Genomic DNA, 25,970 nt, shown 5'->3' on the forward strand with positions numbered 1-25,970 from the left:
TCAATAGCGTCACGGCATCACCGGAACACGAAGGTTTACGCGGGCCGGATAAGTCGCCGTTATCTAAGAACTAATAGAATTTAGCGTTATTTTATCCGTCATCCAATCTTTTGTGATGATTTTTATCGTTTCAGAATAAATTCATTGAGACTTTTTAACAGGTTTACTGTGGATCAGGCAGACACCGGACAAGATAAGTAAACCGCCCAGTGTTTTGGTTAAGCTGATGCTTTCATTGAACCAGGGCAAGGTTACCGCCGCGATATACACCAGCGCATAACTCAGACTCAGTAAGGTATAAGCACGATTGAGCGGCAAATGCCGTAAGGCAAAGAACCAGCAGCCCATCGAGAATACATACCCGCATAACCCCAAAAACACGGCAGTCAGTGCGCTTAAATGGCTAAGAATAAACGAGGTGTCAATGGCAGACAGAGCAATCCACGGGATCTGCACCATCCCCCATTTCATTAGCAACTGCGCTGCTGTTACCAGTAAGACGCTGGCCCCGCCCCACAAATAGCCTTTCATAAGCTGACACTCATCAGTGCAATCCCTGACATGATTAACGCGACGCCACACCAGTGGCGTCCGTCGACGTGTTCATGGAAAAACCAGCGGGCACACAATGTGATCAGAACAAAATTCAGACTGAGCATCGGATACGCCAGACTCAGCGGCAGCAGTTGTAACACCCGCAGCCACAAGAGCATGCCGATGCCAAGCGAAAGCACCGCCAGCCCAAGCCAGCGCAGAACGCGCGCCAGACCGTCAGCGGACACCTGAGCGGCCTGCTTCTGACAAAGCTGACCGGCACAGGTGATCACACTGACTGCCAGCACAAGAAGGAATCCGGTCATGGCAGTTTTTTGTAGAACAGTATCGCCTGACGATCAAACTTCACTGTTTGGTCAGCAGCCGGCATTGTAGATTTCACATGCGCATTGCGGTCAAGTCTGAGGATCACAGAAACATTTCCTTCCTGACGGGCTTTCTGCAGCCATGCCGGGAAGCCAGCCGCATCAATAAAGTTATCTTTAGCATCAGGATAACTTAATCCGTATTGCAGCTCGCCTTTTTCATCAAACATCAGAATATCACTGCGCTTCAGCGACCAGGCAACCGCAGTGGCTACGCCGACATTATCTGCCAGTATAAAACGGCTGTCCTGCAACAGGTCGTTGTGCTGTTGTAAAAAGTCCTGAGGTTGTTTTGAATCTATAATTTTCTGCGGCATAGCCTGCCCGACCAGCAGCGCCAATACCAGCGGACAGATAGCGCCCCAGTACCAGCGTTTTTTCACATTGGTCAGTGACATTGCCCCTGCCAGCGCCCACACAGCAAAACAGAGAATACCGATCAGAGCGCGGGGCAACTCAGTACGGGTAAAGACGGCTTTAACGTGGAACGGCAGAATGCCGGATATCACCAGTACAGCAACTGCCATCAGAACACCAAAAATGATGTTAATGACGCCATTCGCTTTCAGCGCGCGTAACTTCCCTGACTGCCGGATTTGTTCAAGATGATCGGCCATCAGCAAGGCAATCGGCGCTATGCACGGCAGAATGTAAGTCGGCAGTTTACCTTTAGCGATGCTGAAGAAGATCAGCGGCATAATCGCCCAGCTCAGCAGGAAGAACAGCTCCGGGCGCATGACGCGCTGAGTCCAGCCCTGGCGCAGCGCACCCGGCAACAGACCGAGCCACGGCAGAACGCCCAGACAGATCACCGGCAAATAGAACCAGAACGGCGCTTTATGTTGGGCATCCGATTCTGCAAATCGCTGAATATGCTCGACCCAGAAGAAGTAATTCCAGAAATCAGGTTCATGCCGCGCAATCGCCAGCACCCACGGCAGACTGAGAACCACAGCACTGAGAACCGCCAGCGGTCCCCAGCCAAACAGGGTTTTAAAACGCTTTTCACGCCAGACAATCGGCAGAACTGCAATCACCGGCAGCGCCAGCGCCAGAAACCCTTTGGTCATAAAGCCCATACCGCAGGCCAGTCCAAGCGCTATCCAGCTCATGGCTTTTTGCGGTGTACGCGAAACCCGCAGGCAGAACCAGGTCGCTACCATAGCCGCAGTCATCCAAAGCGTGATCATCGGATCAAGAACGCTGTAGGTACCGATACTGAATACCAGCAAGGTGGAAAGGTAGATCAACACGGCAGTGTAAGCGGTCTGACGATTACGCCACATCAGATTTGCTAGCCAGAACACCAGAATGGCGCTCAGCATAGTGCTGAATACTGAACCAAAACGCACCGCAAAGTTGCTGTCACCGAAAATCATCTGGCTGATATTGTTAAACCAGTAACCTGCCACCGGTTTTTCAAAATAGCGCAATCCGAGCAGATGAGGCACAACCCAGTCGCCGCGCTGAAGCATTTCGCGGCTGATTTCGGCATATCGGGTTTCATCTGGTTGCCATAACAGGCGGGTATTAAGAGGAACAAGGTAAACGAGCGCGAAGAACACCAGGATCATGGTGCTCCATACGCCTTTAATTGTTTTCGACATCAGGACAAACCTTCTTGCTGACAGCCTAACCAACCTTCCCGACCGGGGAAACTGGCGCGAACCACTTTGCCTTTTGGCAACGTACTGAGATCTTGCGGCAGTAACTCGCCCAGCGCGCAAAACCGGATACCCTGTGCAGCAGCACGGGTCAGTAACTCATCAAATTGCGTTGCCAGCGACATTCCTTCAACTTCGGCGTGGATGGTATACACCGGCACGCCGGTATCCTTGGCGATAGCATCAAGAATAAAATCGTTGAAGTTATCCGCCGTAATTTCGCCGCCCGCCACTTCATCGTAAGTCGGCAGCGTCACCGGAATTTGTACGGTTCCCGGGGTTCCATTTTCCAGCACCGGCAGGAAAGGATGGGTTCCGCGACAATCACTGTTGTAATAGAAATGAAAACGCTCTTTCACTTCTATGACGCGTTCATCCGCACGCCAGCCTGCCACTGCCGAACATTCGACGTCATGACCCAGGCTTTTTTCCAGTGCATCCAGCCCCAGCCGGATTTGTTCTTCCAGCTGTTTCTCAGACCATTTCCCGACTTTCGCCTGCCAGCCCTGATGATCCCAGGCGTGCAGTCCGACTTCGTGGCCCCGTTTTGCGGTTTCTTTCATCAGATACCCGAGGTCACGGGCGATGGGTTTACCCGGCCAGGCGGTACCCGCCAGCAGGATATCCCAGCCATAAAGGGAGGCAGCGTTAGAGCGCAGCATTTTCCACAGAAAGCGCGGTTTAAGCAGGCGCCACAAGTGGCGCCCCATGTTATCCGGGCCAACGCTGAAGAAGAAACTGGCGGTAATTTTATGTTTTGCAAGGGTTTGCAGAAGCTGAGGGACACCCTCCCGGGTGCCGCTCCAGGTATCCACATCAATGCGCAGACCCACTTTCTTCATGTCTGGCACCGTATCAGGCTTTGTCAGCGTCAGTGTTTACAGAACGCAGGAAGAAATCCAGCGTGTCGGCGACAGTTTTATCCATGCCAATTTCAGGTTTCCAGTCCAGCAGACGACGGGCATTTTTGATGCTCGGCGTACGGTGCTCAACGTCCTGGTAGCCTTTACCGTAGTAAGTGCTGCTTTCGACCAGATTGAAACCGGCAAACGGCGGGAACTGGGCGCGAAGCGGGTGTGCCTCAAAGCTTTTGAGTAGCATTTCTGCCAGCTGACGGATGCTTGCTTCGTTCGTCGGGTTACCGATGTTGATGATCTGACCGTCACATAGGTTGTCGCGGTTCTCGATGATGCGGAACAACGCTTCGATACCGTCGTTGATGTCGGTGAAGCAACGTTTCTGCTCGCCGCCATCGACCAGTTTGATCGGTGAACCTTCTACCAGATTCAGGATCAGCTGAGTGATCGCACGGGAGCTGCCGATACGCGCAGCATCCAGGTTATCCAGACGTGGCCCCATCCAGTTAAACGGACGGAACAGTGTGAATTTCAGGCCTTCTTTCGCGCCATATGCCCAGATAACACGGTCGAGCAGCTGTTTAGAAACAGAGTAAATCCAGCGCTGTTTGTTAATCGGGCCAACGATCAGACGGGAATGGTCCTCATCGAATTCTTTGTCATCACACATACCGTAAACTTCAGAGGTCGACGGGAAGATGATGCGTTTTTTGTATTTCACACAGTCGCGAACGATTTTCAGGTTTTCTTCGAAATCCAGTTCGAACACACGCAGCGGGTTACGGGTGTATTCAATTGGCGTGGCGATAGCCACCAGCGGCAGAACGACATCACATTTTTTAATGTGGTATTCGATCCACTCAGAATGGATGCTGATATCGCCTTCAACGAAGTGGAAATGCGGGTTATCCATGAAGCGGCTAACCGCGTCAGAGCTGATATCCAGACCATAAATTTCATAACGGTCTTCACGCAGCAGGCGTTCACTCAGGTGGTTACCGATGAAACCGTTCACACCCAGAATCAGCACGCGTGTACGACGCTTCATGACGGCGGTTGGCAATGTCGCCACGCGCATATCCGGCATGATGCCCAGTTCAAGCGCCAGACGGGAACCCTGAACATACAGGCCGTTTTCACTCTGCCCTGCCAGAATTTCCAGTGCGCCTTCGCCACAGGCGATAGTCAGCGGATCAGAAGAAAGTACGGTGCCCGGTTGTTTGTCATGCTGAGTATCCAGCGGACGGGCGCGCCAGACGGTGAGTTTACGCTGACCCAGATAAGAGAATGCACCCGGGTAAGGTTCGGTCACAGCACGGATCAGGTTGTTAATTTCAGTGGCAGATTTATGCCAGTGAATTTCACCATCGGCAGCAGTGCGACGTCCAAAGTAGCTTGCCTGAGACTCGTCTTGCGGAGTCAGCGTGATCTTACCGGCTTTCATTTCCGGCAGAACATCTGTCAGAAGCGCTTTAGCGGCATCACGGACTTTGGCGTGTAATTTCAGTGCAGTGTCATCGGCAGCGATAGCGACTTTACGCTGCCCCACGATATCACCCGCATCAGGGCGTTTAACCATTTTATGCAGGGTAACGCCGGTTTCGGTTTCGCCATTCAGCAGCGCCCAGTTAACCGGTGCGCGACCACGGTAGCGTGGCAGCAATGAACCATGCAGATTAAAACCGCCGCGTGGCGCCAGAGATAAAATCTCTTCGCTCAGCATGTTGCGATAGTAGAAAGAGAAAATGACATCAGGCTGTAAAGCACGGATGCGGTCGACCCACAATGGATGGTTAACATCTTCCGGGGCATAAACCGGCAGATTCAGTTCAGCACCCTGACGGGCAACAGATGAAAAGAACTGGTTTTCATTCGGGGCATCGGTATGCGTAAAGACTGCCTGTACGTCATAACCGGCATCAACCAGAGCCTGTAAACCAACACAACCAATATCATGGTAGGCAAATACAATCGCTTTCATCACTCTTCTTCCTGACTGTTATCTTCGGAACGAACGCCGACGACTTTTTGAACAAAATAACGGGGACGCGCACGGACATCATTGTAGATACGCCCGATGTATTCACCGAGTAACCCCATGCCCACAAACTGCGCACCGATAAACATGAATAACAATGCAAATAACGTAAATACGCCATCCGCAGCCCAGGCAGGACCGTTGATGAGGCGCATTAAAATCAGAAACACCGCCAGCACAAAACCGAAAATGGCGATCGCACTGCCCACCACGCTAAGCATTCTCAGCGGCGTCGTGGTCAGGCAGGTGATCAGGTCATACATCAGGTTGATAAGTTTCATCAGGCTGTATTTGGAATCACCGAATTCGCGCTCAGAATGCTGAACCGGGATTTCAATCGTTTTGCGCGCGAAGGTGTTTGCCAGAATCGGGATAAAGGTACTGCGCTCATGGCAATGCAGCATGGCTTCGATAATATGGCGGCGGTAGGCACGTAACATGCAACCGTAATCGCCCATCGATTTGCCGGTAGCGCGCTGGATCATCATGTTGATCATTTTCGAGGCTGATTTACGGAACCAGGAATCGCGGCGGTTTGCACGTACGGTGCCGACAACGTCATAGCCTTCATCGGCCGTGGCGACCAGACGCGGGATTTCTTCCGGTGGATTTTGCAGGTCAGCATCAAGCGTAATGACCAGATCACCAGTCACATGGCTAAAACCGGCCATAATGGCGGAATGCTGGCCGTAATTACGGTTGAGCAAAACGGCAATAACATGGCTGTCCGGTTGCTCTGCAGCGGCAGCGAGCATGTCACCGGAGCTGTCAGAACTGCCGTCATCCACAAGAATGATTTCGTACTGTTGGGTTAATTGCTTACAGGCTGCCTGCGTACGAGATAACAATGCCGGCAAGCTTTCTTCTTCGTTGTAGACCGGGATAACCACCGAGACTTTACGGATTGGTTCGTATTGCGCCACTACTGCGCCTCCAGAAGGGAAAAAAGAGCCGCGACAACACGGTCCACATCACTGTCCTGCATATCAGGGAACAGCGGCAGGCTGCACAAACGTGCCGAATTCCATTCGCTGTTTGGCAGGCTCAGATGCGGATAACGCTCGCGGTAATATTTTTGGGTATGAGCAGCGCGGAAATGCAAACCAGTTCCGATCCCCTGCTCTTTCAGGCGTTCCATCAGAGCGTCACGGCTGATACCGCAACGTTCTTCATCCACGCGGATCATGAATAAGTGCCACGCATGAAGGTGCGGGTAAGCCGGTACATTCATTGGCAAATAAGGTGAGCCCTGTAATTTATCCAGATATCGCTGTGCCAGTTCGGTACGGCGCGCATTGATCTCATGCAGGCGTTTAAGCTGGACGACGGCAATAGAAGCGTGAATATCGGAAAGATTGTATTTAAAACCGGGCTCGACAACCTCAGCCTGCGGTTTGCGCCCCAGTACCTGACGGTCAAATGCATCAACGGCCAGACCGTGGAATTTCAACGCGCGGACTTTATTCGCCAGCTCGTCGTCATCCGTGGCTATCAGGCCACCTTCGGCGCAGGTCATATTTTTGATGGCGTGGAAGGAGAAGATTGCCGTTCCCTGCGCGCCGATCCAGCGGTCACGGTAACGGGTACCTGCCGCGTGCGCGGCATCTTCTACGACAGGAATACCGTGTTCGTTGGCGACAGCGTAAATCGGGTCAAGGTCTAAAGGCGCGCCCGCGTAATGCACAGGGATAATCGCTTTGGTTTTCGGCGTGATGGCGGCAGCAATGGCTTCTGCGCTTACCATCAGGGTGTCCGGGTCAACATCGATCATGACCGGCTCTGCACCCAGCAGAACAATCATATTGATGGTCGAAACCCAGGTCTGGGAAGGGGTAATCACTTCATCGCCGGGGCCTATGCCCAGCGCCATCAACGTAACATGCATGCCACCAGTTGCGGAACTGACTGCGATAGCATGTTTACAACCGAAAGCGGCAGAGAAATCCTGTTCCAGCTGGTTTGTTTGCGGTCCGGTGGTTATCCACCCTGAGCGCAAAACCTGCCCCACAGCCGCAATCTCTTCTTCGCCCATAGACGGACGGGAGAAAGGCAAAAAGTTTTCCATTACGCTATCCCGAAAGGTAATTAATAGATACCAACTTTAGACCGCATTTATTTAACAACAGGTAAACACTGTCATGAATTTATGAATCTTATGATGTCGGTTTAATCTTAATTTAACCTTAAGGATTTTCCAGTTTAGTGAAGCTAAATAGAAACTAAACCAGAAGAAAAGAAATTACATTAATACCAAAAAACGTCTTGAAAACAATGCATTGGATTGTATTTAATGAAATACTAAAAAATGAAATTTATTAAGAAATAGAAAACACTGTTGCTTTTATGAACAGAAAATGGGCATTCAAAAACCTAACAGCTGATAAAAAATAGTTACCCCGCTATTGATTAAGTAATACATTACGCCATCGCCGCCATTATCCAGTGTCTACCAGCCAGTTCATATCCCTGAAATACCACTTTATAAACCGCAGAAAGTGTTTCCGGCTGCATGACATCAGGACATTTTCCCGCTGAAATGACTTCACCCGCCGACATCAGCCAGACCTCATGTGCATAATGCAAAGTATGATTAAGATCGTGGTCACTTATCACGACTGAACGCCCTGCTGCACAGAATTCCGTGAGCAACTGATCCAGCGCCTGCTGCTGCGCCACGTCAAGACTGTTCATCGGTTCGTCGAGAAATAAAAGCCGGCTGTCGGGATTAACGTCAGGCCACACCTGCAATAAGACCGCCGCGAGGCGAACCCGCTGCCATTCACCACCTGAAAGATGTGTGACCGGACGGGCAAGTTTATCGTCAAGATGCAGCGCAGCAGACAACCGTGCAATTGTGCGCTCCAGCACTTCAGGATCGGAATTTTGTGGCTGATGAAGTGACAGATATTGGAAAACCGGCATCAGGGATGCCGGTGTCAGTTGCTGGCAAAGCCAGGCGCGCAGACGAGCCAGACGCGGGCCTGATAATTCAGCTAACCTTTGTCCGTCGATACTGACCTCACCTTTTCCGGCCGACATGCCTGCCAGCCGGTTCAGTAAGGTGCTCTTTCCTGCCCCGTTCGGCCCGATAATATGTATTCGGCTTCCGGGCGTGATGTGCGAACTAAACGCCTGAAGGCGCCCTTCAACCGCAATTTCGCGACATTCCAGCATCTGCGCTTCCATAACTTAGTTATTTTGCCAGTGCTGCTTTAATAGTTTCCATCAGAATAGGATCTTCCGGCGTCATGTCCGGTGCGAAACGCTGAACAACGGTCCCATCGCGACCGATCAGGAATTTCTCAAAGTTCCACAAGATGTCATCGGGTTTTAAAGGCTGACGGCCTTTGCTCGCAAGACGCTCGTAGAAAGCACTGTCTTCTGGTTTTACCGCCGCAGGACGGGCAGCAATCATCGCCGCATACAGCGGGTGGCGGTTGTCGCCATTGACGTTGATTTTGCTGAACATAGGGAATTTCACGCCAAAGTTCGTGGTGCAGAAGGTTTTGATTTCCTCTTCTGTACCCGGTTCCTGCGCGCCAAACTCATTACACGGGAAGCCCAGAACCTCAAATCCCTGGTCGTGCCAGGCCTGATAAATATTCTCCAGACTTTCATATTGTTTGGTCAGGCCACATTGTGACGCTACGTTAACAACCAGCAATACAGAACCTTTATAAGCACCCAGCGTTGTGGTTTCGCCATCAATGGTTTTCAGGGAGATGTCAAAAATGTCATTACTCATCGTTTTTATCCTGATAGTTGCAGGTAGGTAAAGGGAGAGCATAGACGACCCGCCGTAAATAATCAGCGGATTTGTCCGACTCTGATCAGAAGCCAGATGAAGACCGGAGCCCCCAGCGTGGCGGTCACCACGCCGACGGGCAATTCAGCCGCATACAGACCAATTCTTGATACTACGTCAGCGAGAAGTAACACGCTGCCGCCACCAATCGCACAGGCTGGCAGTAAACGGCGCTGATCGGTGATACCCGCAAGGCGCAGAATATGCGGGATAACCAGCCCGATAAAGCCGATAACGCCAGATAATGCCACGCTCAGCCCGACAATCCAGCCGACTGCGAGAACAAGCCCATAGCGCCAGGTTGTCAGAGATATCCCCAGTTGTTGCGCCTGTACGATACCTAATGACAGCAGATTAAGGGCGTTGCCCTGAAAAACCAGCCACAATAATACCGGCAACAACAGCATTGCCAGCCAGATCTGGTTCCAGTCGACACCGCCGAACCCGCCCATCATCCAGTACATCAGCTGGCGCAAATCAAGATTACTGCTGAAGTAAATGGCCCAGGTCATTAAAGCGCTGCAAACGATACCGATCGCTACGCCCACCAGCAGCATACGGGCATTCGTTAACAAACGTTTACGGGAAATCGTTAACAGGAAAAATGTGACAATCAGTGCGCCTGCAATCGCCGCCAGACTCATCACCCAGACAGGTAAAATGCCGTGGCCGAGCATGACACACAATACCAGCGCCACACCGGCACCATTGGCAACGCCGAGCAATCCGGGTTCGGCGAGCGGATTTTCGAATAATGACTGCATGACTGCGCCAGCAACCGCGAGACTGGCGCCGACTAGAATCACCGCGATAGCCCGGGGTAACCGCAGTTGCCAGACAAAAAGTCGCGCCTCACTGCCCAGCCACTGATCGGGCCATAACCAGTTTTCACCCGCACTCAGGCTGAATACGCAGATTATTACCAGCAACAGGCTCAGCCCGACCAGCCAGCGGCGGTCACGGCGTTTACGTTGTTGTTCAAGAGCAGAATAGGTCTGCGGAATGGGCATGTAGGGAAGTTTCCTGAGACTCACTGTGGATGACTATCCTACCGATATTAGTCAGTTAGCTCTGGCGAGTGAACCGGATAATGACAAAAACTGGAAACAAAAAAGCCGGTGACAAAGCACCGGCCTGAAAAGTCTTCATTGAAGGGGAGAATCAGTGGCCCTGATGGCCATCTGGCGGGATCGGCTGACCGTTCCCGTGATTGTCATTATGCCCGCCCTGATGATCACGATTATCATGGTGATCACCATTATCATGATGATTGCCGTTGTTCGGGTGGCCCTGGTCGTGTTGCTGGTTGTGTGGCGGATTGCTATGACCACGCTGCGGCGGTTTGGGATCCCAGCGGTTGCCATGCCAGTACATACCATGCTCATTGCGCTCACCATAATGATGGCCCTGATGGTCATGCCACCACTGCGGCGGACGCCAGTCGTAACCATCCCAGTAATAGCCACGCTGGTCCTGATCCCCGAGATGAACCGATACGCCGGGTACGTTAACGTCAACAGAAACATTTGCCTGCGCGATCACAGGCAATGCCAGTGCACAACAAAGCAATAAAAGTGATTTTTTCATAAGAGTCACGCCTTCTTTATTTTTTATGACGTGTTTTTTATATCAGGCAGGAAAGACAGAGAATATAAGAGTGCGGCGTATTTTCGGATAACTTGCTGTGACCTTACAATAAAAATACAAACATATCCTGTTTGAAATACATCAACAGGATGAAGATTATTAACTATTCAATTCTTATTACGATACTAACAAATCTTAACGCAAGCCTGACGATAATCAGTCTGCCGTTTATTTATAATAAAATTGTTTATTCCAATAAAGGACATTCTTATGCGTCGTATTCTCGCTTTGTTTGGTGTTGCTCTGGTTGTCGTAAGCCTCAGTGGCTGTATCTTCCCGGGGCCATATGGTCACGGTGGCGGCCATGGCAGTGGTCATCCGCATTATTACTGGCGCTAACATTAATTAAGAATTTTCATCATTGCATTTGTTTATTTACTGACTGCGAATCTGAATATAAACATTTGCCAATGCGTTTAACATCAAGGGGCTTCGGCCCCTTTTTTGTTTTATGCAAGCATTGTATTTATTGCGGCTCATATAAAAAGCCGAATAAAACAGCACTGATTAAAAAGTCAGCCCTTAATTAACAACCTGCAAGGTGGAGATAATATTCCGCCTCGACCTGACGTTAAATTTAATCTATCAGACGATTCCTGAAACAACTACCCCATTAACGAAATCTTTTCACTTCCTGCGCAATTTAACGCAAATTATTTCCCTTCAGAGAACCGTAAATTCGGCCCAAAAAAAAGGCCGCTTTCGCGGCCTTTTTGATGTTTTCACTTATTCTTTCGGAGTGGCATTCTCTACACGACTTTTCAATTTCTGTCCCGGACGGAAAGTCACCACACGACGCGCCGTGATCGGAATATCTTCGCCGGTTTTCGGGTTACGTCCCGGACGTTGGTTTTTGTCACGCAGATCAAAGTTGCCAAAGCCAGACAGTTTTACTTGCTCGCCATTTTCCAAAGCACGACGTACTTCTTCGAAAAATATCTCAACAAGGTCTTTGGCATCCCGTTTGCTCAGCCCGAGCTTCTCAAACAGGTGTTCTGACATTTCAGCTTTAGTAAGCGCCATAGGTTCAATCCCTCAAGGATGCTTGGAATCGCTGTTTTAGAGCCTCTACACATTTTGCAACGGTAGCGGCGATCTCCTCTTCTTCCAGTGTACGGCCGGTATCCTGCAACACCAGACTGATAGCCAGGCTCTTGTAACCTTCAGCTACGCCCTTGCCACGGTACACATCAAACAAGTTTACGCCAACTACCTGATTTGCGCCAACTTTCTTGCACTCTGCCAAAATATCGTCTGCGGGCACGTTTTCGGCCACTACCACAGCGATGTCACGACGGTTCGCCGGGAAGCGAGAAATCTCTTTCGCATCAGGCAGTACGCGGTCTGCGACCTTGTTCCATAACAATTCGAAGACCACGGTACGACCATTAAGATCGAGTTTACGCTCCAGCTCAGGGTGTACTACACCAATGAAACCAATACGTTCGCCGCGTAAATAAATCGCCGCGCTTTGCCCAGGATGCAGCGCAGGATTTGCTTCTACCTTGAACTGTACGTCGTTCATTTTGCCGGTAAGCTCAAGAATAGCCTCAAGATCACCTTTCAAATCGTAGTAGTCAACTGCCTGACGCGCCAGATCCCAATGCTCTTCATTTTTAGTACCCGAGATCACACCAGACAGCATGACGTCCTGACGGATACCCAAATCGGCTTGTGTATCAGGGACAAAGCGCAGGCCGCTTTCAAATAAACGCACGCGACTTTGCTGACGATTTTGGTTATTTACTACCGCAGTCAGCAGGCCAGACCACAGGGAAAGACGCATTGCTGACATTTCCACCGAAATCGGGCTTGGCAAAATCAGCGCTTCTTCACCAGGGTGCAGGAGAGCCTGAACTTTTGGATCCACAAAACTGTAGGTGATCGCTTCCTGGAATCCACGGTCAACCAGCAGATTTTTCACACGTTTAAGCGACAAATTCGCTTCACGGTGTTTAGTCATCACCAGACTGGCTTTCACCGGCACATCAGGAATGTTGTTGTAGCCGTAAACACGGGCCACTTCTTCCACCAGGTCTTCTTCAATTTGCATATCAAAACGCCAGCTTGGCGTGACAGCCACCCAGTGGTCACCTTTATGCTCAACCTGACAGCCCAGGCGGGTCAGAATATCGGTTACCTGTGCGTCTTCTACATGGTGCCCAATCAGACGGTCCAGTTTTTCACGACGCAATGTGATGGTAGCCGCTTTTGGCAGATGCTCTTCTGAAGTCGCGTTGATGACCGGACCGGCTTCACCACCACAAATGCTCAGCAGCAACGCAGTTGCGCGCTCGATGGCTTTGAATTGCAGCTCTGGATCCACACCACGTTCATAGCGATGTGAAGCGTCTGTGTGCAGACCCTGACGGCGTGCACGGCCAGTGATGGCCAGCGGAGCAAAGAACGCAGATTCCAGCAGGACATCCTGCGTTTCATCATTCACACCTGAATGTTCGCCACCAAAGATACCGGCCATCGCCAGCGCCTTCTCATGGTCAGCGATGACCAGCGTGTCTTCCGCCAGTTTCGCTTTGGTGCCATCAAGCAACGTTAATGCTTCGTCTTTCTGCGCCATGCGCACGACAATGCCACCGCTGATGCGATTCAGATCGAACGCATGCATTGGCTGACCGAGTTCCAGCAGCACGAAGTTGGTGATATCCACAACAGCGTCGATAGAACGGATACCGCAGCGGCGCAGTTTTTCACGCATCCACAACGGCGTAGCGGCCTTAACATTGATGCCTTTTACCACACGGCCCAGATAACGCGGACACGCCTGAGGCGCCTGCACATCAATGGAGATTGTGGCGTCAACGCTAGCTTTCACCGGATTGATTTCCGGCTCGATCAGCGGCAGCTGATTAATCACCGCAACATCACGTGCCACGCCCAGGATACCCAGACAGTCAGCACGGTTTGGCGTCACGCTGATTTCGATAATGGTGTCATCAAGCTTCAGGAATTCGCGGATATCAGTCCCGACTGGCGCATCAAGCGGCAGCTCAATGATACCGTCGTGATCTTCCGAAATACCCAGCTCAGAGAAAGAACACAACATGCCTTCTGAAGGCTCGCCACGCAGCTTGGCGGCTTTGATTTTGAAATCACCCGGCAATACCGCGCCGACAGTCGCGACGGCAACTTTAAGGCCCTGACGGCAGTTTGGTGCGCCGCAAACGATGTCGAGCAGGCGATCGCCACCGACATTCACTTTAGTCACACGCAGTTTATCTGCGTTTGGGTGCTGACCGCATTCGACAACTTCGCCGACAACCACGCCATTAAATGCGCCGGAAACCGGATCAACGCCATCGACTTCAAGGCCAGCCATGGTGATTTGGTCTGATAATGCTTCGCTGCTGATGGCTGGGTTTACCCACTCACGCAACCAGAGTTCACTGAATTTCATGTGATATTCCCGCCTTACTTAAACTGTTTGAGGAAACGCAGATCATTTTCGAAAAATGCACGCAGGTCAGTCACGCCATAGCGCAACATAGTCAGACGTTCCATTCCCATTCCGAAGGCAAAACCAGAATACACTTCTGGGTCAATGCCGACGTTGCGCAGGACATTCGGATGCACCATGCCGCAACCCAGCACTTCCAGCCACTTGCCATTTTTGCCCATTACATCCACTTCCGCAGAAGGTTCTGTGAACGGGAAATAGGAAGGACGGAAACGGATCTGCAAATCAGCTTCAAAGAAGTTGTTCAGGAAATCGTGCAACGTGCCTTTCAGGTTGGAGAAGCTGATGTCTTTATCAACGATCAGGCCTTCCATCTGATGGAACATCGGGGTGTGAGTCTGGTCGTAATCGTTACGATATACGCGGCCCGGCGCGATGATACGAATCGGCGGCTGCTGATCTTTCATCGTACGGATCTGAACACCGGAAGTCTGTGTGCGCAGCAAACGCTTGGCATCAAACCAGAATGTATCGTGATCAGCACGTGCCGGATGATGTCCCGGAATATTCAGGGCATCGAAGTTATGATAGTCATCTTCGATTTCAGGGCCGGTTTCCACGGTAAAGCCTAATTCACCGAAGAAGGTTTCAATGCGGTCGATAGTACGGGTCACCGGGTGCAGACCACCGTTTTCGATGCGGCGACCAGGCAGGGAAACGTCAATCGTTTCCTCAGCCAGACGCGCATTCAGTTCAGCAGACTCCAGCGTATTTTTACGCGCGTTCAGGGCTTCCTGAACCTGCGCTTTCGCTTCATTGATGACCGCACCCGCTGCCGGGCGTTCTTCCGCAGGTAATTCACGGAGTGTTGTCATCTGGAGTGTCAGGTGGCCTTTCTTACCCAGATATTCGACACGCACGTTATCCAGCGCGGCGATGTCCTGAGCACTCTCTACGGCTGCCTTGGCATTGGCAACCAGCTCTGCGAGATGTGGCATTGCTTTCCTCTTCTTCTGGCCAATATGGCCCGATGTAAAATAACCGTGATTAATCAGGGCGCGATTTTGACCCTGAACCTTAGTGTATAAAGCACAGATACAAAAAAGCCTCCACGAGGGAGGCTTAGGCGCTACTTTTCGTTTCTTCTCTTACGCGCGAAAGCCTTCCTGAGTCAGGCGCTAAAGTAAAAAAAGAAACGGAAAATAGCAGGATTCATGCTTGCGTTACCTTATCGGTTGTAAATTTTGTGCTGACGTTCTGATGACACTACAGAGGATATTAAACAACGAAACAGAATGTTTTTAAACACAAAATATAAAAGAGGGAGCAAGCTCCCTCTTTCAACTGACTTACGCCAGTGCTGCTTTCGCTTTCTCAACCAGAGCGGCAAATACCACTTTGTCGAAGACTGCGATGTCAGCCAAGATCTTACGGTCAATTTCAATAGAAGCTTTTTTCAAGCCGTTAATGAATTTGCTGTAAGACATGTCGTTCTGACGAGCTGCTGCGTTGATACGCGCGATCCACAGCTGACGGAACTGACGTTTCTTTTGACGACGGTCACGGTAAGCGTATTGACCAGCTTTGATAACAGCCTGGAATGCAACACGATATACGCGAGAACGGGCACCGTAGTAACCTTTCGCCTGTTTTAAGATTTTCTTGTGACGTGCACGTGCAATCACACCACGTTTTACGCGAGCCATATGCTCTCCTGAGTTTTATATTCTAAATGAAAAAGTGTATTTATGCGTACGGCAGACATGCAGAGACCAGACCCAAATCGTTCTTGGATACCAGGCCTTTTGGACGCAAGTGACGTTTACGCTTAGTAGCTTTTTTGGTCAGAATATGACGCAGGTTTGCGTGCTTACGCTTAAAACCACCGTTGGCGGTTTTTTTGAAGCGTTTAGCGGCGCCGCGTACTGTTTTGATCTTTGGCATTTTAAATTCCACTTCGCATTGTTATTAACATGAATCAGAAAGGCGAATCCTGCTGCGCGGTGCGAACACCGCGCAGCAGGATTACTTGGAAGCCTTACTGTTTCTTCTTAGGTGCGAGCACCATGATCATCTGACGACCTTCGATCTTCGTAGGGAAGGATTCGACAACGGCCAGTTCAGAATCTTCACACAGGTCTTTACGGACGCGGTTAAGCACTTCCATACCGATCTGTTGGTGCGCCATTTCACGCCCACGGAAACGCAGGGTGATTTTGGCTTTATCGCCATCTTCCAGAAAGCGAATCAGGTTGCGTAGTTTGACCTGATAGTCGCCATCATCGGTACCAGGTCGGAATTTGATTTCCTTAACCTGAATAACTTTTTGTTTCTTTTTCTGCTCTTTAGTCGACTTGCTCTTCTCGTAGAGGAATTTGCCGTAATCCATGATTCGACAAACTGGCGGCTCGGCATTCGGACTGATTTCTACTAAATCGACGCCCGCTTCCTCAGCTTTTTCAAGAGCTTCATTCAGACTGACAATACCAATCTGCTCGCCATCGACGCCTGTGAGGCGAACTTCTTGCGCGCGAATCTCTTTGTTAATGCGATTAGGACGCGCCGGTTGAACTCGTTTTCCGCCTTTAATACTTTATTCCTCCAGTTGATGAAGACTTCTGCTGCGGATTTCCGCCAGCAGTTTGTCAACGACTTCGCTAACATCCATGCTTCCTAAGTCTTTGCCGCGGCGGGTACGAACAGCAACTTTGCCTGCTTCGACCTCTTTATCGCCACAAACTAACATGTAAGGAACACGGCGTAGCGTGTGTTCGCGAATTTTAAAGCCAATCTTCTCATTTCTCAAGTCGGCTTTACGCGAATGCCTGCATCTTGCAGTTTTTTAGTTAATTCTTCGACATAGGTAGCTTGTGAATCAGTGATATTCATGATCACTACCTGAACCGGAGCTATCCATGTTGGGAAGAAGCCAGCGTATTCTTCAGTCAGAATACCGATGAAACGCTCCATTGAACCCAGGATAGCACGGTGAATCATTACCGGGACCTGACGGTCGTTGCTTTCGCCAATATAAGAGGCGTTCAAGCGACCAGGTAATGAAAAGTCGAGCTGCACGGTACCACACTGCCACGCACGATCCAAACAATCATGCAAGGTAAATTCAATTTTCGGACCGTAGAACGCCCCTTCACCAGGCTGATATTCGAACGGAATGTCGTTTTCAGTCAGCGCGGCTGCCAGATCATCCTCAGCACGAGTCCACATTTCGTCAGTACCAATGCGCTTCTCAGGACGAGTGGACAATTTCACCACAATCTTTTCGAAGCCAAAAGTGCTGTACATGTCGTAAACCATACGGATACAGCTGTTCACTTCATCACGTACCTGCTCTTCAGTACAGAAGATGTGAGCATCGTCCTGAGTGAAGCCACGAACGCGCATCAGACCATGCAATGCACCTGACGGCTCATTACGATGGCAGCTGCCGAACTCCGCCATACGCAGCGGCAAATCACGGTAGGATTTCAGACCCTGGTTAAAGATCTGAACGTGACCCGGGCAGTTCATAGGTTTGATGCAGTATTCACGGTTTTCAGAAGAAGTAGTGAACATTGCTTCTTTGTAGTTTTCCCAGTGACCTGTTTTTTCCCACAGCACGCGGTCCATCATAAACGGACCTTTCACTTCCTGATAATCGTATGACTTCAGTTTCATGCGCACGAAAGCTTCCAGCTCACGGAAAATAGTCCAGCCATCGTTGTGCCAGAACACCATACCTGGCGCTTCTTCCTGCATGTGATACAGGTCGAGTTGCTTACCAATTTTACGGTGGTCTCGTTTACCGGCTTCTTCCAGACGCTGAATATAGGCATTGAGTTGCTTTTTATCTGCCCATGCGGTGCCGTAGATACGTTGCAGCATCTTGTTGTCGCTGTTACCACGCCAGTAAGCACCAGATGTTTTCTGCAGTTTGAAATGATGGCAGAAACGCATGTTCGGTACGTGCGGACCACGACACATATCGACGTATTCTTCATGGTGGTACAAGCCCGGACGATCATCATGACTGATGTTTTCATCCAGAATGGCCACTTTGTATTCTTCGCCACGGCTTGCAAAGGTATCGCGCGCTTCCTGCCAGCTGACTTTCTTTTTAATAACGTCGTAATTCTTTTCAGCCAGTTCGTGCATGCGCTTTTCAAGCAGTTCGATGTCTTCCTGAGTCAACGTGCGATCTAAATCGACGTCGTAGTAGAAGCCATTATCGATAACCGGACCGATAGCCATTTTAGTGTCTGGCCACAATTGCTTGATGGCATGACCCAAAAGGTGCGCACAGGAGTGGCGCAAAATTTCAAGACCGGCTTCGTCTTTAGCGGTGATGATCGCCAGTTGTGCATCGGTTTCAATCAAATCAGTTGCATCAACCAGTTCGCCGTTAACGCGACCCGCGATACAGGCTTTCGCCAGACCCGGACCGATATCAAGCGCAACATCAAGAGGAGAAACGGGGCGATCAAAAACGCGCTGGCTTCCATCAGGAAGAGTAATGACAGGCATGTTAATTCCTTAATCTACAGTGGTGCCCCACACGACAGAGCACATCTAGAAAAATATTTGAGTGTAATTTCATGTAGTTATCCACGCTATCTAGCTTTACTTTGCCAAATATAGACACCCTGAAATACATCACGTAAATGTATCGGGATGCGACGTGAAAACAGGCAACGAGTTTAACACCCGTAAAGTGCGAATTTCCAGCAACCAGTGTTGCTTAATGTGGATATTTTTCGTGTAATCCCCTCCTCCAAGATAAGCTATTCAGAGAAACATGAGATAAGGGAAGCATATGTCTGAAGTCAGGCTGTTATTTGAAGCAGTAGGTTTAGGCCTGGTGGTACTCCTTCCGCTGGCAAATCCCCTGACTACCGTGGCGCTGTTGCTCGGCCTTTCAGGGAAAATGACCACACAGGAAAGAAACCAGCAATCGCTAATGGCCTCTGTATATGTCTTCATCATCATGATGGTGGCGTATTACGCAGGCCAGCTGGTTATGAACACGTTTGGGATTTCAATTCCCGGCCTAAGAATTGCCGGGGGTCTGATCGTCACTTTTATCGGTTTCAGAATGCTTTTCCCACAACCCCATGTGGAAGAAAGAGTATTAATTGAGAATAAAACCGAGGAAATGAGGAAACAGGAATCGCCAAATATCGCCTTCGTTCCGCTGGCGATGCCAAGCACGGCGGGCCCGGGTACGATTGCGATGATCATCAGCAGCGCGTCTACCGTACGGGATTCTGATTTCCCGCACTGGGTTATTACCGTTGCACCGGTGATTATTTTCTTTTTAGTCGGACTGATTTTATGGTTAACGCTGCGCAGTTCAGGTGCGATTATGCGCCTGGTCGGCAAGAGCGGGATTGAAGCGATTTCACGTCTGATGGGATTCTTACTGGTGTGTATGGGGGTTCAGTTTGTGATTAACGGGATCCTTGAAATCATCAAAACATTACCGCCAGCAGCCTGAACTGCTGGCGGTAACATCAACGCTTATCGCATGGCAAGATAAGCGTTGTTCACCTTCCACAAATAACGCGGTGCCTGAGGTGCCGGATGGTTTTTCTGCACATGCTGGGAAAATTCAGCAGGCGTCATCAGATTAATCTTCGCAATGGCGTAGGTTTTATCTTTCGCAAACGTTCTTAGCAATGCCCCTGCCCCGTTCACATAGGCTAATGTGGTCGCATAACGACGGGTTTCAGGGTTGTTAATGCCCGACAGCTGTTGCTGCAGGATACTCAGATACGCCGTTCCCAGATCAATGTTCACCGCCGGATCTTTCAAATCACGTGGCGTAGGCTGACCGTAACGTCCTTTCATCCGGTAGGCATCGCGTCCTGCCGTTGAGGCCTTTAGCTGCATTAACCCAATCGCATTCGATTTGCTGACAACGGTTGGGTTATATCCAGATTCGACCTGAATGATTGCTTTAACAAGTGTTTCGTCGACGCCGTAAGTATTTGCCGCCTGGTGAATAACATCACCATAAGGCCCCGGGTGCATTAATGAAGCATCGCGCTGAGGTAGCGGTGATGGATTCAAAAAACGCGTAGTTTGAACCGGTGTTTCTTTAGCGCAACCCGCCAGTAATAGCGCGGCCATCAAATAAAGAATGTTTGGTTTCACGTTATCTCTCTCGCGACTGGGACGAGATGTAGCATATACATCTTCTTTCCACACCTGAATATATTTTTAGTCTATTATTATTATTGTTTTGTTAAACAAGGGGGTTAGGAACATGTCGATAAGACAATTCCGCATATAAAACCTCTTTTATGTCACATATTCTGAAAATAACAGATTCATTGATTACGCTCTCAGTCCGTCAACATCGTAAATTGCATAAATTAACGTCATCATCTGATTCAGCCGTGCGCCGGATCGGGTTTTTGAAACAGCGAAAACGCTAACTTAATGAATTATCGGGCCAGTCAGAGGGGGTAATACCATGTGGCAAGCCGTCAATCGTTTGTTGAGTGAACACCTTGGCAGTGCTGAAATCCGCGAACGTGTTGAACTGCCTGGAGGTGAAATCCATCCGGCATGGCGGCTGAGCTATGGCGACAGGGATGTATTCGTGAAATGCAATGCGCGCGAGATGTTGCCTATTTTTGCCGCAGAAGCAGATCAACTCGCCCTGCTTGCGCGTAGTCAGACCGTCCGTGTGCCGGAAGTCTACGGAGTGGGCAGTGACCGTGATTACAGCTTTCTTCTGCTTGAATACATTCCGCAAAAACCGCTGGATGCGCACAATGCGTATGTTTTAGGGCAACAACTTGCCGCTTTGCACCAATGGAGTGAACAGCTGCAATTTGGTCTTGATTTCGATAATGAACTCGCGACACTCCCGCAACCTAATAGCTGGCAACGGCGTTGGGCCACGTTTTTTGCTGAGCAGCGGATTGGCTGGCAATTACAACTGGCGGCAGAGAAAGGCATGACATTCGGTAATATTGAAGATATCACCGCATTAGTACATGCGCGTTTACAGAATCATCAGCCCCAGCCGTCTCTATTACATGGCGATTTATGGCCGCATAACTGCGGGTTATCTGATAATGGTCCCGTTATTTTCGACCCAGCTTGTTACTGGGGCGACAGAGAATGTGATCTGGCCATGTTGCCGTTGTATCCCAATGTTCCACCTCAGTTATATGATGGCTATCAGAGTAAAACGCCTTTACCGGATGGCTTCATTTCAAGGCAGCCTCTCTACCAGTTATATTATTTACTTAACCGCAGTAATTTATTCGGCGGTCAACATCTGGTGGTGGCTCAACGCGCGGTAGACAGACTGCTACACGATGACATCAATTAACGCAGCACTCGTTTAGCGTCAAAAAATAAGGCCTGAATACGTGAATACAGGCCTTATTTAAATATTTTACATCGTTGGCAACCGATCACTCAACAACGAATTGTTATGAATATGTTGTATGAGCTATCCGGCAATTAACCCTAATAATTTCAAAATGAAATATCCGATAACTGCAATAATGATCGGCAAAATATACAATGGGAAATACTGCACCAAAATGGTGTGCCGGGGTATCACAATGCGTTCTTCAATCTGAGGACGAGTCCGCCCTTCTGCGCCCTTCGCCTGCTCAAGGATAAGCTGATCCTGGATCCCCTCGCGAACATGTTTCACCTGACGGGACATTCTTGCGCCGGATGCCTGAAGTGCCAGCCCCACAAAGATTAGCCAGTAGATGATGAAGAACATGATATTCGCACTTGTCACGCCCTGTCCGAGTGACGGCACCGGCGAGTTGTACCAAAAAACGTTCAAAAATGAAGTGTTAAACTTAATCATATCAACCATCACGTGGACAAAGTCCAGCATAACGGCGTTGATGCCCTGCTCAGTTTTAGTATGCTCATTGATAAAGGTTAGCAATGAGATCAGCGTTGAAAGCAGCGCAGGGATAAAAATAATCCATCCTGCAATCCGTTTAATCACTGCCACACGTCCGGCCTGTTGGTACGTCATGAATTCCCCTTGTTAGGATACCTTAAGCAATAGCTAAGTTTACCCACAGAAAGGTTTTTCCGCCCAATGTTTTAATCAGTTAGCACCTCTTCAGTGCCAGCAACAATGCCATTTGTCCGTAGAACGGATTTCGTCCGCGCGAAAGCCAATGCTAAAGTGAGGATCTATTCACTGTTGGGGAGTCCGCTTTCATGGCTTATGTCCGCCCTGTTAATGCAGCAATTTTCGATATGGATGGTCTGTTAATTGATTCTGAACGGTTGTGGGTTCAGGCAGAACTGGACGTTTTCAGCAGCCTTGGCGTCGATATTTCTCAGCGACATTTGCTGCCCGACACGCTTGGGTTGCGTATCGATCAGGTTGTCAGAATGTGGTATCAGGTTTTGCCGTGGCAGGGACCGGGTCAGGAGGAAGTCGCTTCGATGGTCATTGCCCGTACCATTGAACTGGTAGAACAAACCCGGCCATTGTTACCTGGCGTTAATCACGCGCTGGAATTGTGCCGTGATCAGGGGCTGAAAATTGGCCTGGCCTCAGCGTCACCTTTATTCATGCTTGATACCGTGCTGGAAATGTTCAATCTGCAATCCTATTTTCAGGTTCGCGTATCTGCCGAGAAACTGCCTTATAGCAAACCCCATCCCGAAGTTTACCTGCTGGCTGCCGGCGAGTTAGCGGTCGACCCGCTGAACTGCGTCACGCTGGAGGACTCATTTAATGGCATGATTGCTACCAAAGCCGCGCGTATGCGTTCGATTGTTGTGCCAGACCATGAATACAGCGTGGATCCCCGCTGGGCGCTGGCGGATGTCAAACTCTCTTCGCTTGAAGAATTACGAGTGACACACATCAGTTAAAATTTATGCGCAGTCGCTCATGTTGCTGCGCACCCTTCCTGTTTTAGCTTTCTTCTTTACTTACCCCCTCTGCCACAATTTTCAAATCTGCGTTTAATTTCGCAAACCTTGAACTGACTCATAAAATAAATAAAACGATATTTCATTTTTATTGAATTCGCATGCCAATGAACCTATTCTTTCTGCAACAAGGACGAGCCGGGAGCTCTCCTGCTTCTGTACGCTGTCACTGCCACGCAACGGTCAGACTCGCCCGGTAAGTCCTCCTTAACCGATATCTAACGAGAGGCACCGACATGCAAGTTCGTCAAAGCATTCACAGCGACCATGCAAAAACGCTTGATACCGCTGAATTACGCCGCGAATTTCTCATCGAGAAAATCTTTGAAAAAAATGCCTACACCATGACCTACAGCCATATTGACCGCATCATTGTCGGCGGCGTCATGCCTGCTGAAAAAACGGTATCCGTGGGCGATGAAGTCGGCAAGCAACTTGGCGTGAGCTATTTCCTCGAACGTCGCGAACTGGGCGTGATCAACATTGGCGGGCCAGGCCTAATTGTGGTTGATGGCACGACATATGAAATTGGTCATGAAGAAGCGCTGTATGTCGGCAAGGGAGCAAAACTTGTTGAATTCAGTAGTGTTAATGCGACTACACCTGCCAAGTTTTACTATAACAGCGCCCCTGCACATACCACTTTTCCAAACAAAAAGATCACGCTGGCGGAAGCCTCACCACAAACTATCGGCGACGCAGCGACCAGCAACCGCCGCACTATCAATAAATTTATCGTGCCGGACGTACTGGAAACCTGCCAGCTGACCATGGGACTGACCAAGCTTGAAGAAGGTAGCCTGTGGAATACCATGCCTTGCCACACCCACGAGCGCCGCATGGAAGTCTATTTCTACTTCAACATGGAAGCGGAAACGGCGGTATTCCACATGATGGGGCAGCCGCAGGAAACCCGTCATTTATTAGTGCATAACGAGCAGGCGGTAATTTCCCCAAGCTGGTCGATTCATGCGGGCGTAGGGACCAAAAACTACACCTTCATCTGGGGTATGGTGGGAGAAAATCAGGTATTCGACGATATGGATCACGTCAAGGTCAGCGAACTGCGCTAACTCTCTGGCTCTGTCACCGCAGGCGGAGCCACTCAATTTTTATGGCGAACATGCCGTTGCAAAAGAGACTCTGAATATGATCCTCGATTCATTTGAATTAAACGGCAAAGTCGCCATCGTGACCGGTTGTAATACCGGACTTGGCCAGGGCATGGCGTTGGGTCTCGCTCAGGCGGGTTGCGATATTGTGGGTATCAACCAGTCCGCGCCAGAAGAGACAGAACAAAAGATTATCGCCACCGGCCGCCGCTTTCTCGATTTACGCGCCGACCTTAGCAGTATTATAGAAATCCCGACGCTTATCGAAAAAGCCGTCTCTGAATTCGGCCATATCAACATCCTGGTCAATAACGCTGGAATTATCCGCCGCGAAAATGCTATCGAGTTCAGCGAGAAAAACTGGGACGACGTAATGAATGTGAACAGTAAGACGCTGTTCTTTATGTCTCAGGCAGTAGCGAAGCAGTTCATTAAACAAGGCAATGGCGGCAAAATCATTAATATTGCCTCTATGTTGTCGTATCAGGGCGGGATCCGCGTTCCTTCCTATACCGCATCTAAAAGCGCAGTCATGGGGATTACCCGGCTGATGGCTAACGAATGGGCAAAGCATAAGGTTAATGTCAATGCAATCGCGCCGGGTTACATGTCCACCAACAACACCGAGCAACTTCGCGCCGATGACGATCGCAGCAAAGAAATTCTCGACAGGATCCCGGCCGGACGCTGGGGTTTACCGGAAGATGTCATGGGGCCGGTAGTGTTTCTTGCCTCAAAAGCCTCCGATTACGTCAACGGTTACACGATTGCGGTAGATGGCGGCTGGCTGGCGAGATAACTGCTCAGAATGTGACAATCAAATGGCGTATTTCTATACGCCTTTTTCTTTTTAATCAGTCCGTTGACAATTAGTTACAGGGTGTCTCTTCCAAGATTGTGACAGTTTCACTTATACTGGATAAAATAACAGTTATCCAGTTCGGACGCGTCATGACGGCGGAAGGCCATCTCATTTTCTCAATCGCCTGTGCGGTATTTGCCAAAAAGGCGCAGCTCTCTCCGGAGCTGGCGCTCGGCGACTGGTGGCATATTATTCCAGGGTCCCTGCTTACCTGTTTATTGCCCGACATCGACCATCCGAAATCCGTGCTAGGTCAGCGTCTGAAGTGGCTTTCCCATCCAATCGCCCGGGCATTCGGTCACCGCGGTTTTACCCACAGTTTACTGGCTGTGGCGGGCGGTATCTTCCTTTTGCGCACGCATTTTCCGCACGACTGGGTCATTCCGGTAGACGCTTTCCACGCCATGATCATTGGTTATCTGAGCCACATTCTTGCGGATATGCTGACGCCAGCTGGCGTTCCCCTGCTTTGGCCATGTCGCTGGCGCTTTCGTCTGCCGATCATCAACAGTCAAAAAGGCAATCAGCTGGAACGGACGTTGTGTCTGATGCTGGTCGGGTTAACGCTGTTCTGGCCCGACTGGACGCCCATCATTGGTGCAATCAATCCTGATATTTTTAATCACATCCTGAAATTGTTCATCTGACCGGCATAAAACACCCGCAACTTGGCGATATTTGATACGAATCAACCCAAAAAGTTATAAAGCATTCTT

General features: G+C 49.9%; 27 protein-coding genes, 1 pseudogene and 1 other annotated feature. Of the genes and pseudogenes, 7 read left to right on the forward strand and 21 right to left on the reverse strand.

Annotated elements, in window-relative coordinates; genetic code table 11:
- Positions 1-141: 141 nt before the first annotated feature.
- The 11 genes from arnF to UC15_RS08065 form a co-directional block, all read right to left on the reverse strand.
- Positions 142-531, reverse strand: coding sequence for a 4-amino-4-deoxy-L-arabinose-phosphoundecaprenol flippase subunit ArnF (gene arnF, locus UC15_RS08015; RefSeq protein ID WP_112287965.1), 390 nt, complete (start codon positions 529-531; stop codon positions 142-144).
- Positions 528-860 (reverse strand): 4-amino-4-deoxy-L-arabinose-phosphoundecaprenol flippase subunit ArnE, encoded by a 333-nt coding sequence (gene arnE, locus UC15_RS08020; RefSeq protein WP_112287966.1) that lies wholly within the window; start codon positions 858-860, stop codon positions 528-530. The genes arnF and arnE overlap by 4 nt, the downstream gene beginning before the upstream one ends.
- Entirely contained in the window at positions 857-2,527 is a 1,671-nt protein-coding gene (arnT, locus tag UC15_RS08025; protein WP_112287967.1) for a lipid IV(A) 4-amino-4-deoxy-L-arabinosyltransferase, read from the reverse strand. Before arnT ends, arnE begins: the two co-directional genes overlap by 4 nt.
- Entirely contained in the window at positions 2,527-3,426 is a 900-nt protein-coding gene (arnD, locus tag UC15_RS08030; protein WP_112287968.1) for a 4-deoxy-4-formamido-L-arabinose-phosphoundecaprenol deformylase, read from the reverse strand. Before arnD ends, arnT begins: the two co-directional genes overlap by 1 nt.
- A gap of 13 nt (positions 3,427-3,439) precedes the next feature.
- On the reverse strand, positions 3,440-5,422 hold the full coding sequence (arnA, locus tag UC15_RS08035) for a bifunctional UDP-4-amino-4-deoxy-L-arabinose formyltransferase/UDP-glucuronic acid oxidase ArnA (RefSeq protein ID WP_112287969.1): 1,983 nt from the start codon (positions 5,420-5,422) through the stop codon (positions 3,440-3,442).
- A complete protein-coding gene (gene arnC / locus UC15_RS08040; protein ID WP_112287970.1) occupies positions 5,422-6,402 on the reverse strand; it encodes an undecaprenyl-phosphate 4-deoxy-4-formamido-L-arabinose transferase in 981 nt (326 codons plus the stop codon). Before arnC ends, arnA begins: the two co-directional genes overlap by 1 nt.
- Entirely contained in the window at positions 6,402-7,544 is a 1,143-nt protein-coding gene (arnB, locus tag UC15_RS08045; protein ID WP_112287971.1) for a UDP-4-amino-4-deoxy-L-arabinose aminotransferase, read from the reverse strand. Before arnB ends, arnC begins: the two co-directional genes overlap by 1 nt.
- A 353-nt stretch (positions 7,545-7,897) precedes the next feature.
- A complete protein-coding gene (gene btuD, locus UC15_RS08050; RefSeq protein ID WP_112288009.1) occupies positions 7,898-8,653 on the reverse strand; it encodes a vitamin B12 ABC transporter ATP-binding protein BtuD in 756 nt (251 codons plus the stop codon).
- A 19-nt stretch (positions 8,654-8,672) separates the two neighbouring features.
- Positions 8,673-9,224, reverse strand: coding sequence for a glutathione peroxidase (locus tag UC15_RS08055; RefSeq protein WP_112287972.1), 552 nt, complete (start codon positions 9,222-9,224; stop codon positions 8,673-8,675).
- Positions 9,225-9,286: 62 nt separating this feature from the next.
- Positions 9,287-10,294: a vitamin B12 ABC transporter permease BtuC gene (btuC, locus tag UC15_RS08060; protein ID WP_112287973.1), complete on the reverse strand. Its 1,008-nt coding sequence runs from the start codon at positions 10,292-10,294 to the stop codon at positions 9,287-9,289.
- Positions 10,295-10,445: 151 nt separating this feature from the next.
- A complete protein-coding gene (locus tag UC15_RS08065; RefSeq protein ID WP_112287974.1) occupies positions 10,446-10,871 on the reverse strand; it encodes a DUF2502 domain-containing protein in 426 nt (141 codons plus the stop codon).
- A 270-nt stretch (positions 10,872-11,141) separates the two neighbouring features.
- On the opposite strand from UC15_RS08065, the gene UC15_RS26165 reads away from it, so the two are divergent.
- Positions 11,142-11,270: a hypothetical protein gene (locus UC15_RS26165; RefSeq protein ID WP_255563918.1), complete on the forward strand. Its 129-nt coding sequence runs from the start codon at positions 11,142-11,144 to the stop codon at positions 11,268-11,270.
- Between the two features lie 387 nt (positions 11,271-11,657).
- On the opposite strand, the gene ihfA is transcribed toward UC15_RS26165, so the two are convergent.
- From ihfA to thrS, 8 genes and pseudogenes are all read right to left on the reverse strand, one after another.
- Positions 11,658-11,954, reverse strand: a complete 297-nt coding sequence (gene ihfA / locus UC15_RS08070; RefSeq protein ID WP_004089944.1) for an integration host factor subunit alpha — start codon at positions 11,952-11,954, stop codon at positions 11,658-11,660.
- 4 nt (positions 11,955-11,958) lie between these two features.
- A complete protein-coding gene (gene pheT / locus UC15_RS08075; protein WP_112287975.1) occupies positions 11,959-14,346 on the reverse strand; it encodes a phenylalanine--tRNA ligase subunit beta in 2,388 nt (795 codons plus the stop codon).
- Positions 14,347-14,360: 14 nt separating this feature from the next.
- Complete coding sequence (gene pheS / locus UC15_RS08080; RefSeq protein ID WP_112287976.1) at positions 14,361-15,344, reverse strand: phenylalanine--tRNA ligase subunit alpha; 984 nt, start codon at positions 15,342-15,344, stop codon at positions 14,361-14,363.
- A gap of 98 nt (positions 15,345-15,442) precedes the next feature.
- Positions 15,443-15,567, reverse strand: a sequence feature (Phe leader region).
- Positions 15,518-15,562: a pheST operon leader peptide PheM gene (gene pheM, locus UC15_RS25635; protein WP_134389264.1), complete on the reverse strand. Its 45-nt coding sequence runs from the start codon at positions 15,560-15,562 to the stop codon at positions 15,518-15,520. Its footprint overlaps the feature before it by 45 nt.
- 128 nt (positions 15,568-15,695) lie before the next feature.
- Complete coding sequence (gene rplT / locus UC15_RS08085; protein ID WP_056773451.1) at positions 15,696-16,052, reverse strand: 50S ribosomal protein L20; 357 nt, start codon at positions 16,050-16,052, stop codon at positions 15,696-15,698.
- Between the two features lie 40 nt (positions 16,053-16,092).
- On the reverse strand, positions 16,093-16,290 hold the full coding sequence (gene rpmI / locus UC15_RS08090; RefSeq protein WP_013576135.1) for a 50S ribosomal protein L35: 198 nt from the start codon (positions 16,288-16,290) through the stop codon (positions 16,093-16,095).
- A 94-nt stretch (positions 16,291-16,384) separates the two neighbouring features.
- Positions 16,385-16,936 (reverse strand): translation initiation factor IF-3, encoded by a 552-nt coding sequence (gene infC / locus UC15_RS08095; RefSeq protein WP_013576136.1) that lies wholly within the window; start codon positions 16,934-16,936, stop codon positions 16,385-16,387.
- A gap of 3 nt (positions 16,937-16,939) precedes the next feature.
- Positions 16,940-18,867 (reverse strand): annotated as a pseudogene (gene thrS, locus UC15_RS08100) (threonine--tRNA ligase).
- A 289-nt stretch (positions 18,868-19,156) separates the two neighbouring features.
- On the opposite strand from thrS, the gene UC15_RS08105 reads away from it, so the two are divergent.
- The gene (locus tag UC15_RS08105) at positions 19,157-19,837 is read left to right on the forward strand and encodes a MarC family NAAT transporter (protein WP_112287977.1); all 681 of its coding nucleotides are present in this window, start codon (positions 19,157-19,159) and stop codon (positions 19,835-19,837) included.
- A gap of 23 nt (positions 19,838-19,860) precedes the next feature.
- Here UC15_RS08105 and UC15_RS08110 read toward each other — a convergent pair whose 3' ends face one another.
- Complete coding sequence (locus tag UC15_RS08110) at positions 19,861-20,496, reverse strand: transglycosylase SLT domain-containing protein (protein ID WP_112287978.1); 636 nt, start codon at positions 20,494-20,496, stop codon at positions 19,861-19,863.
- 322 nt (positions 20,497-20,818) lie between these two features.
- Here UC15_RS08110 and UC15_RS08115 point away from each other — a divergent pair, with 322 nt between their 5' ends.
- On the forward strand, positions 20,819-21,688 hold the full coding sequence (locus tag UC15_RS08115) for a fructosamine kinase family protein (protein WP_112287979.1): 870 nt from the start codon (positions 20,819-20,821) through the stop codon (positions 21,686-21,688).
- Positions 21,689-21,811: 123 nt separating this feature from the next.
- Here UC15_RS08115 and UC15_RS08120 read toward each other — a convergent pair whose 3' ends face one another.
- Complete coding sequence (locus UC15_RS08120; RefSeq protein WP_112287980.1) at positions 21,812-22,363, reverse strand: YniB family protein; 552 nt, start codon at positions 22,361-22,363, stop codon at positions 21,812-21,814.
- Positions 22,364-22,554: 191 nt separating this feature from the next.
- Here UC15_RS08120 and hxpB point away from each other — a divergent pair, with 191 nt between their 5' ends.
- From hxpB to UC15_RS08140, 4 genes are all read left to right on the forward strand, one after another.
- Positions 22,555-23,220, forward strand: coding sequence for a hexitol phosphatase HxpB (gene hxpB, locus UC15_RS08125; protein ID WP_112287981.1), 666 nt, complete (start codon positions 22,555-22,557; stop codon positions 23,218-23,220).
- 296 nt (positions 23,221-23,516) lie between these two features.
- Positions 23,517-24,353, forward strand: coding sequence for a 5-dehydro-4-deoxy-D-glucuronate isomerase (gene kduI, locus UC15_RS08130; RefSeq protein WP_112287982.1), 837 nt, complete (start codon positions 23,517-23,519; stop codon positions 24,351-24,353).
- A gap of 76 nt (positions 24,354-24,429) precedes the next feature.
- Positions 24,430-25,191 carry a 2-dehydro-3-deoxy-D-gluconate 5-dehydrogenase KduD gene (kduD, locus tag UC15_RS08135; RefSeq protein WP_112287983.1) on the forward strand — a complete coding sequence of 254 codons (762 nt, stop codon included), beginning with the start codon at positions 24,430-24,432 and terminating at the stop codon, positions 25,189-25,191.
- A gap of 152 nt (positions 25,192-25,343) precedes the next feature.
- Complete coding sequence (locus UC15_RS08140) at positions 25,344-25,901, forward strand: metal-dependent hydrolase (RefSeq protein ID WP_112287984.1); 558 nt, start codon at positions 25,344-25,346, stop codon at positions 25,899-25,901.
- Positions 25,902-25,970: the final 69 nt, after the last annotated feature.

The organism is Rahnella sp. AN3-3W3 (assembly GCF_003263545.1).
Lineage (GTDB): Bacteria > Pseudomonadota > Gammaproteobacteria > Enterobacterales > Enterobacteriaceae > Rahnella > Rahnella variigena.

Coding starts and splice junctions, on each gene's coding strand:
- arnF (WP_112287965.1), bottom strand. CDS start 531: ATGAAAGGCTATTTGTGGGGCGGGGCCAGCGTCTTACTGGTAACAGCA.
- arnE (WP_112287966.1), bottom strand. CDS start 860: ATGACCGGATTCCTTCTTGTGCTGGCAGTCAGTGTGATCACCTGTGCC.
- arnT (WP_112287967.1), bottom strand. CDS start 2,527: ATGTCGAAAACAATTAAAGGCGTATGGAGCACCATGATCCTGGTGTTC.
- arnD (WP_112287968.1), bottom strand. CDS start 3,426: ATGAAGAAAGTGGGTCTGCGCATTGATGTGGATACCTGGAGCGGCACC.
- arnA (WP_112287969.1), bottom strand. CDS start 5,422: ATGAAAGCGATTGTATTTGCCTACCATGATATTGGTTGTGTTGGTTTA.
- arnB (WP_112287971.1), bottom strand. CDS start 7,544: ATGGAAAACTTTTTGCCTTTCTCCCGTCCGTCTATGGGCGAAGAAGAG.
- btuD (WP_112288009.1), bottom strand. CDS start 8,653: ATGCTGGAATGTCGCGAAATTGCGGTTGAAGGGCGCCTTCAGGCGTTT.
- UC15_RS08055 (WP_112287972.1), bottom strand. CDS start 9,224: ATGAGTAATGACATTTTTGACATCTCCCTGAAAACCATTGATGGCGAA.
- btuC (WP_112287973.1), bottom strand. CDS start 10,294: ATGCCCATTCCGCAGACCTATTCTGCTCTTGAACAACAACGTAAACGC.
- UC15_RS08065 (WP_112287974.1), bottom strand. CDS start 10,871: ATGAAAAAATCACTTTTATTGCTTTGTTGTGCACTGGCATTGCCTGTG.
- UC15_RS26165 (WP_255563918.1), top strand. CDS start 11,142: ATGCGTCGTATTCTCGCTTTGTTTGGTGTTGCTCTGGTTGTCGTAAGC.
- ihfA (WP_004089944.1), bottom strand. CDS start 11,954: ATGGCGCTTACTAAAGCTGAAATGTCAGAACACCTGTTTGAGAAGCTC.
- pheT (WP_112287975.1), bottom strand. CDS start 14,346: ATGAAATTCAGTGAACTCTGGTTGCGTGAGTGGGTAAACCCAGCCATC.
- pheS (WP_112287976.1), bottom strand. CDS start 15,344: ATGCCACATCTCGCAGAGCTGGTTGCCAATGCCAAGGCAGCCGTAGAG.
- rplT (WP_056773451.1), bottom strand. CDS start 16,052: ATGGCTCGCGTAAAACGTGGTGTGATTGCACGTGCACGTCACAAGAAA.
- rpmI (WP_013576135.1), bottom strand. CDS start 16,290: ATGCCAAAGATCAAAACAGTACGCGGCGCCGCTAAACGCTTCAAAAAA.
- UC15_RS08105 (WP_112287977.1), top strand. CDS start 19,157: ATGTCTGAAGTCAGGCTGTTATTTGAAGCAGTAGGTTTAGGCCTGGTG.
- UC15_RS08115 (WP_112287979.1), top strand. CDS start 20,819: ATGTGGCAAGCCGTCAATCGTTTGTTGAGTGAACACCTTGGCAGTGCT.
- UC15_RS08120 (WP_112287980.1), bottom strand. CDS start 22,363: ATGACGTACCAACAGGCCGGACGTGTGGCAGTGATTAAACGGATTGCA.
- hxpB (WP_112287981.1), top strand. CDS start 22,555: ATGGCTTATGTCCGCCCTGTTAATGCAGCAATTTTCGATATGGATGGT.
- kduI (WP_112287982.1), top strand. CDS start 23,517: ATGCAAGTTCGTCAAAGCATTCACAGCGACCATGCAAAAACGCTTGAT.
- kduD (WP_112287983.1), top strand. CDS start 24,430: ATGATCCTCGATTCATTTGAATTAAACGGCAAAGTCGCCATCGTGACC.
- UC15_RS08140 (WP_112287984.1), top strand. CDS start 25,344: ATGACGGCGGAAGGCCATCTCATTTTCTCAATCGCCTGTGCGGTATTT.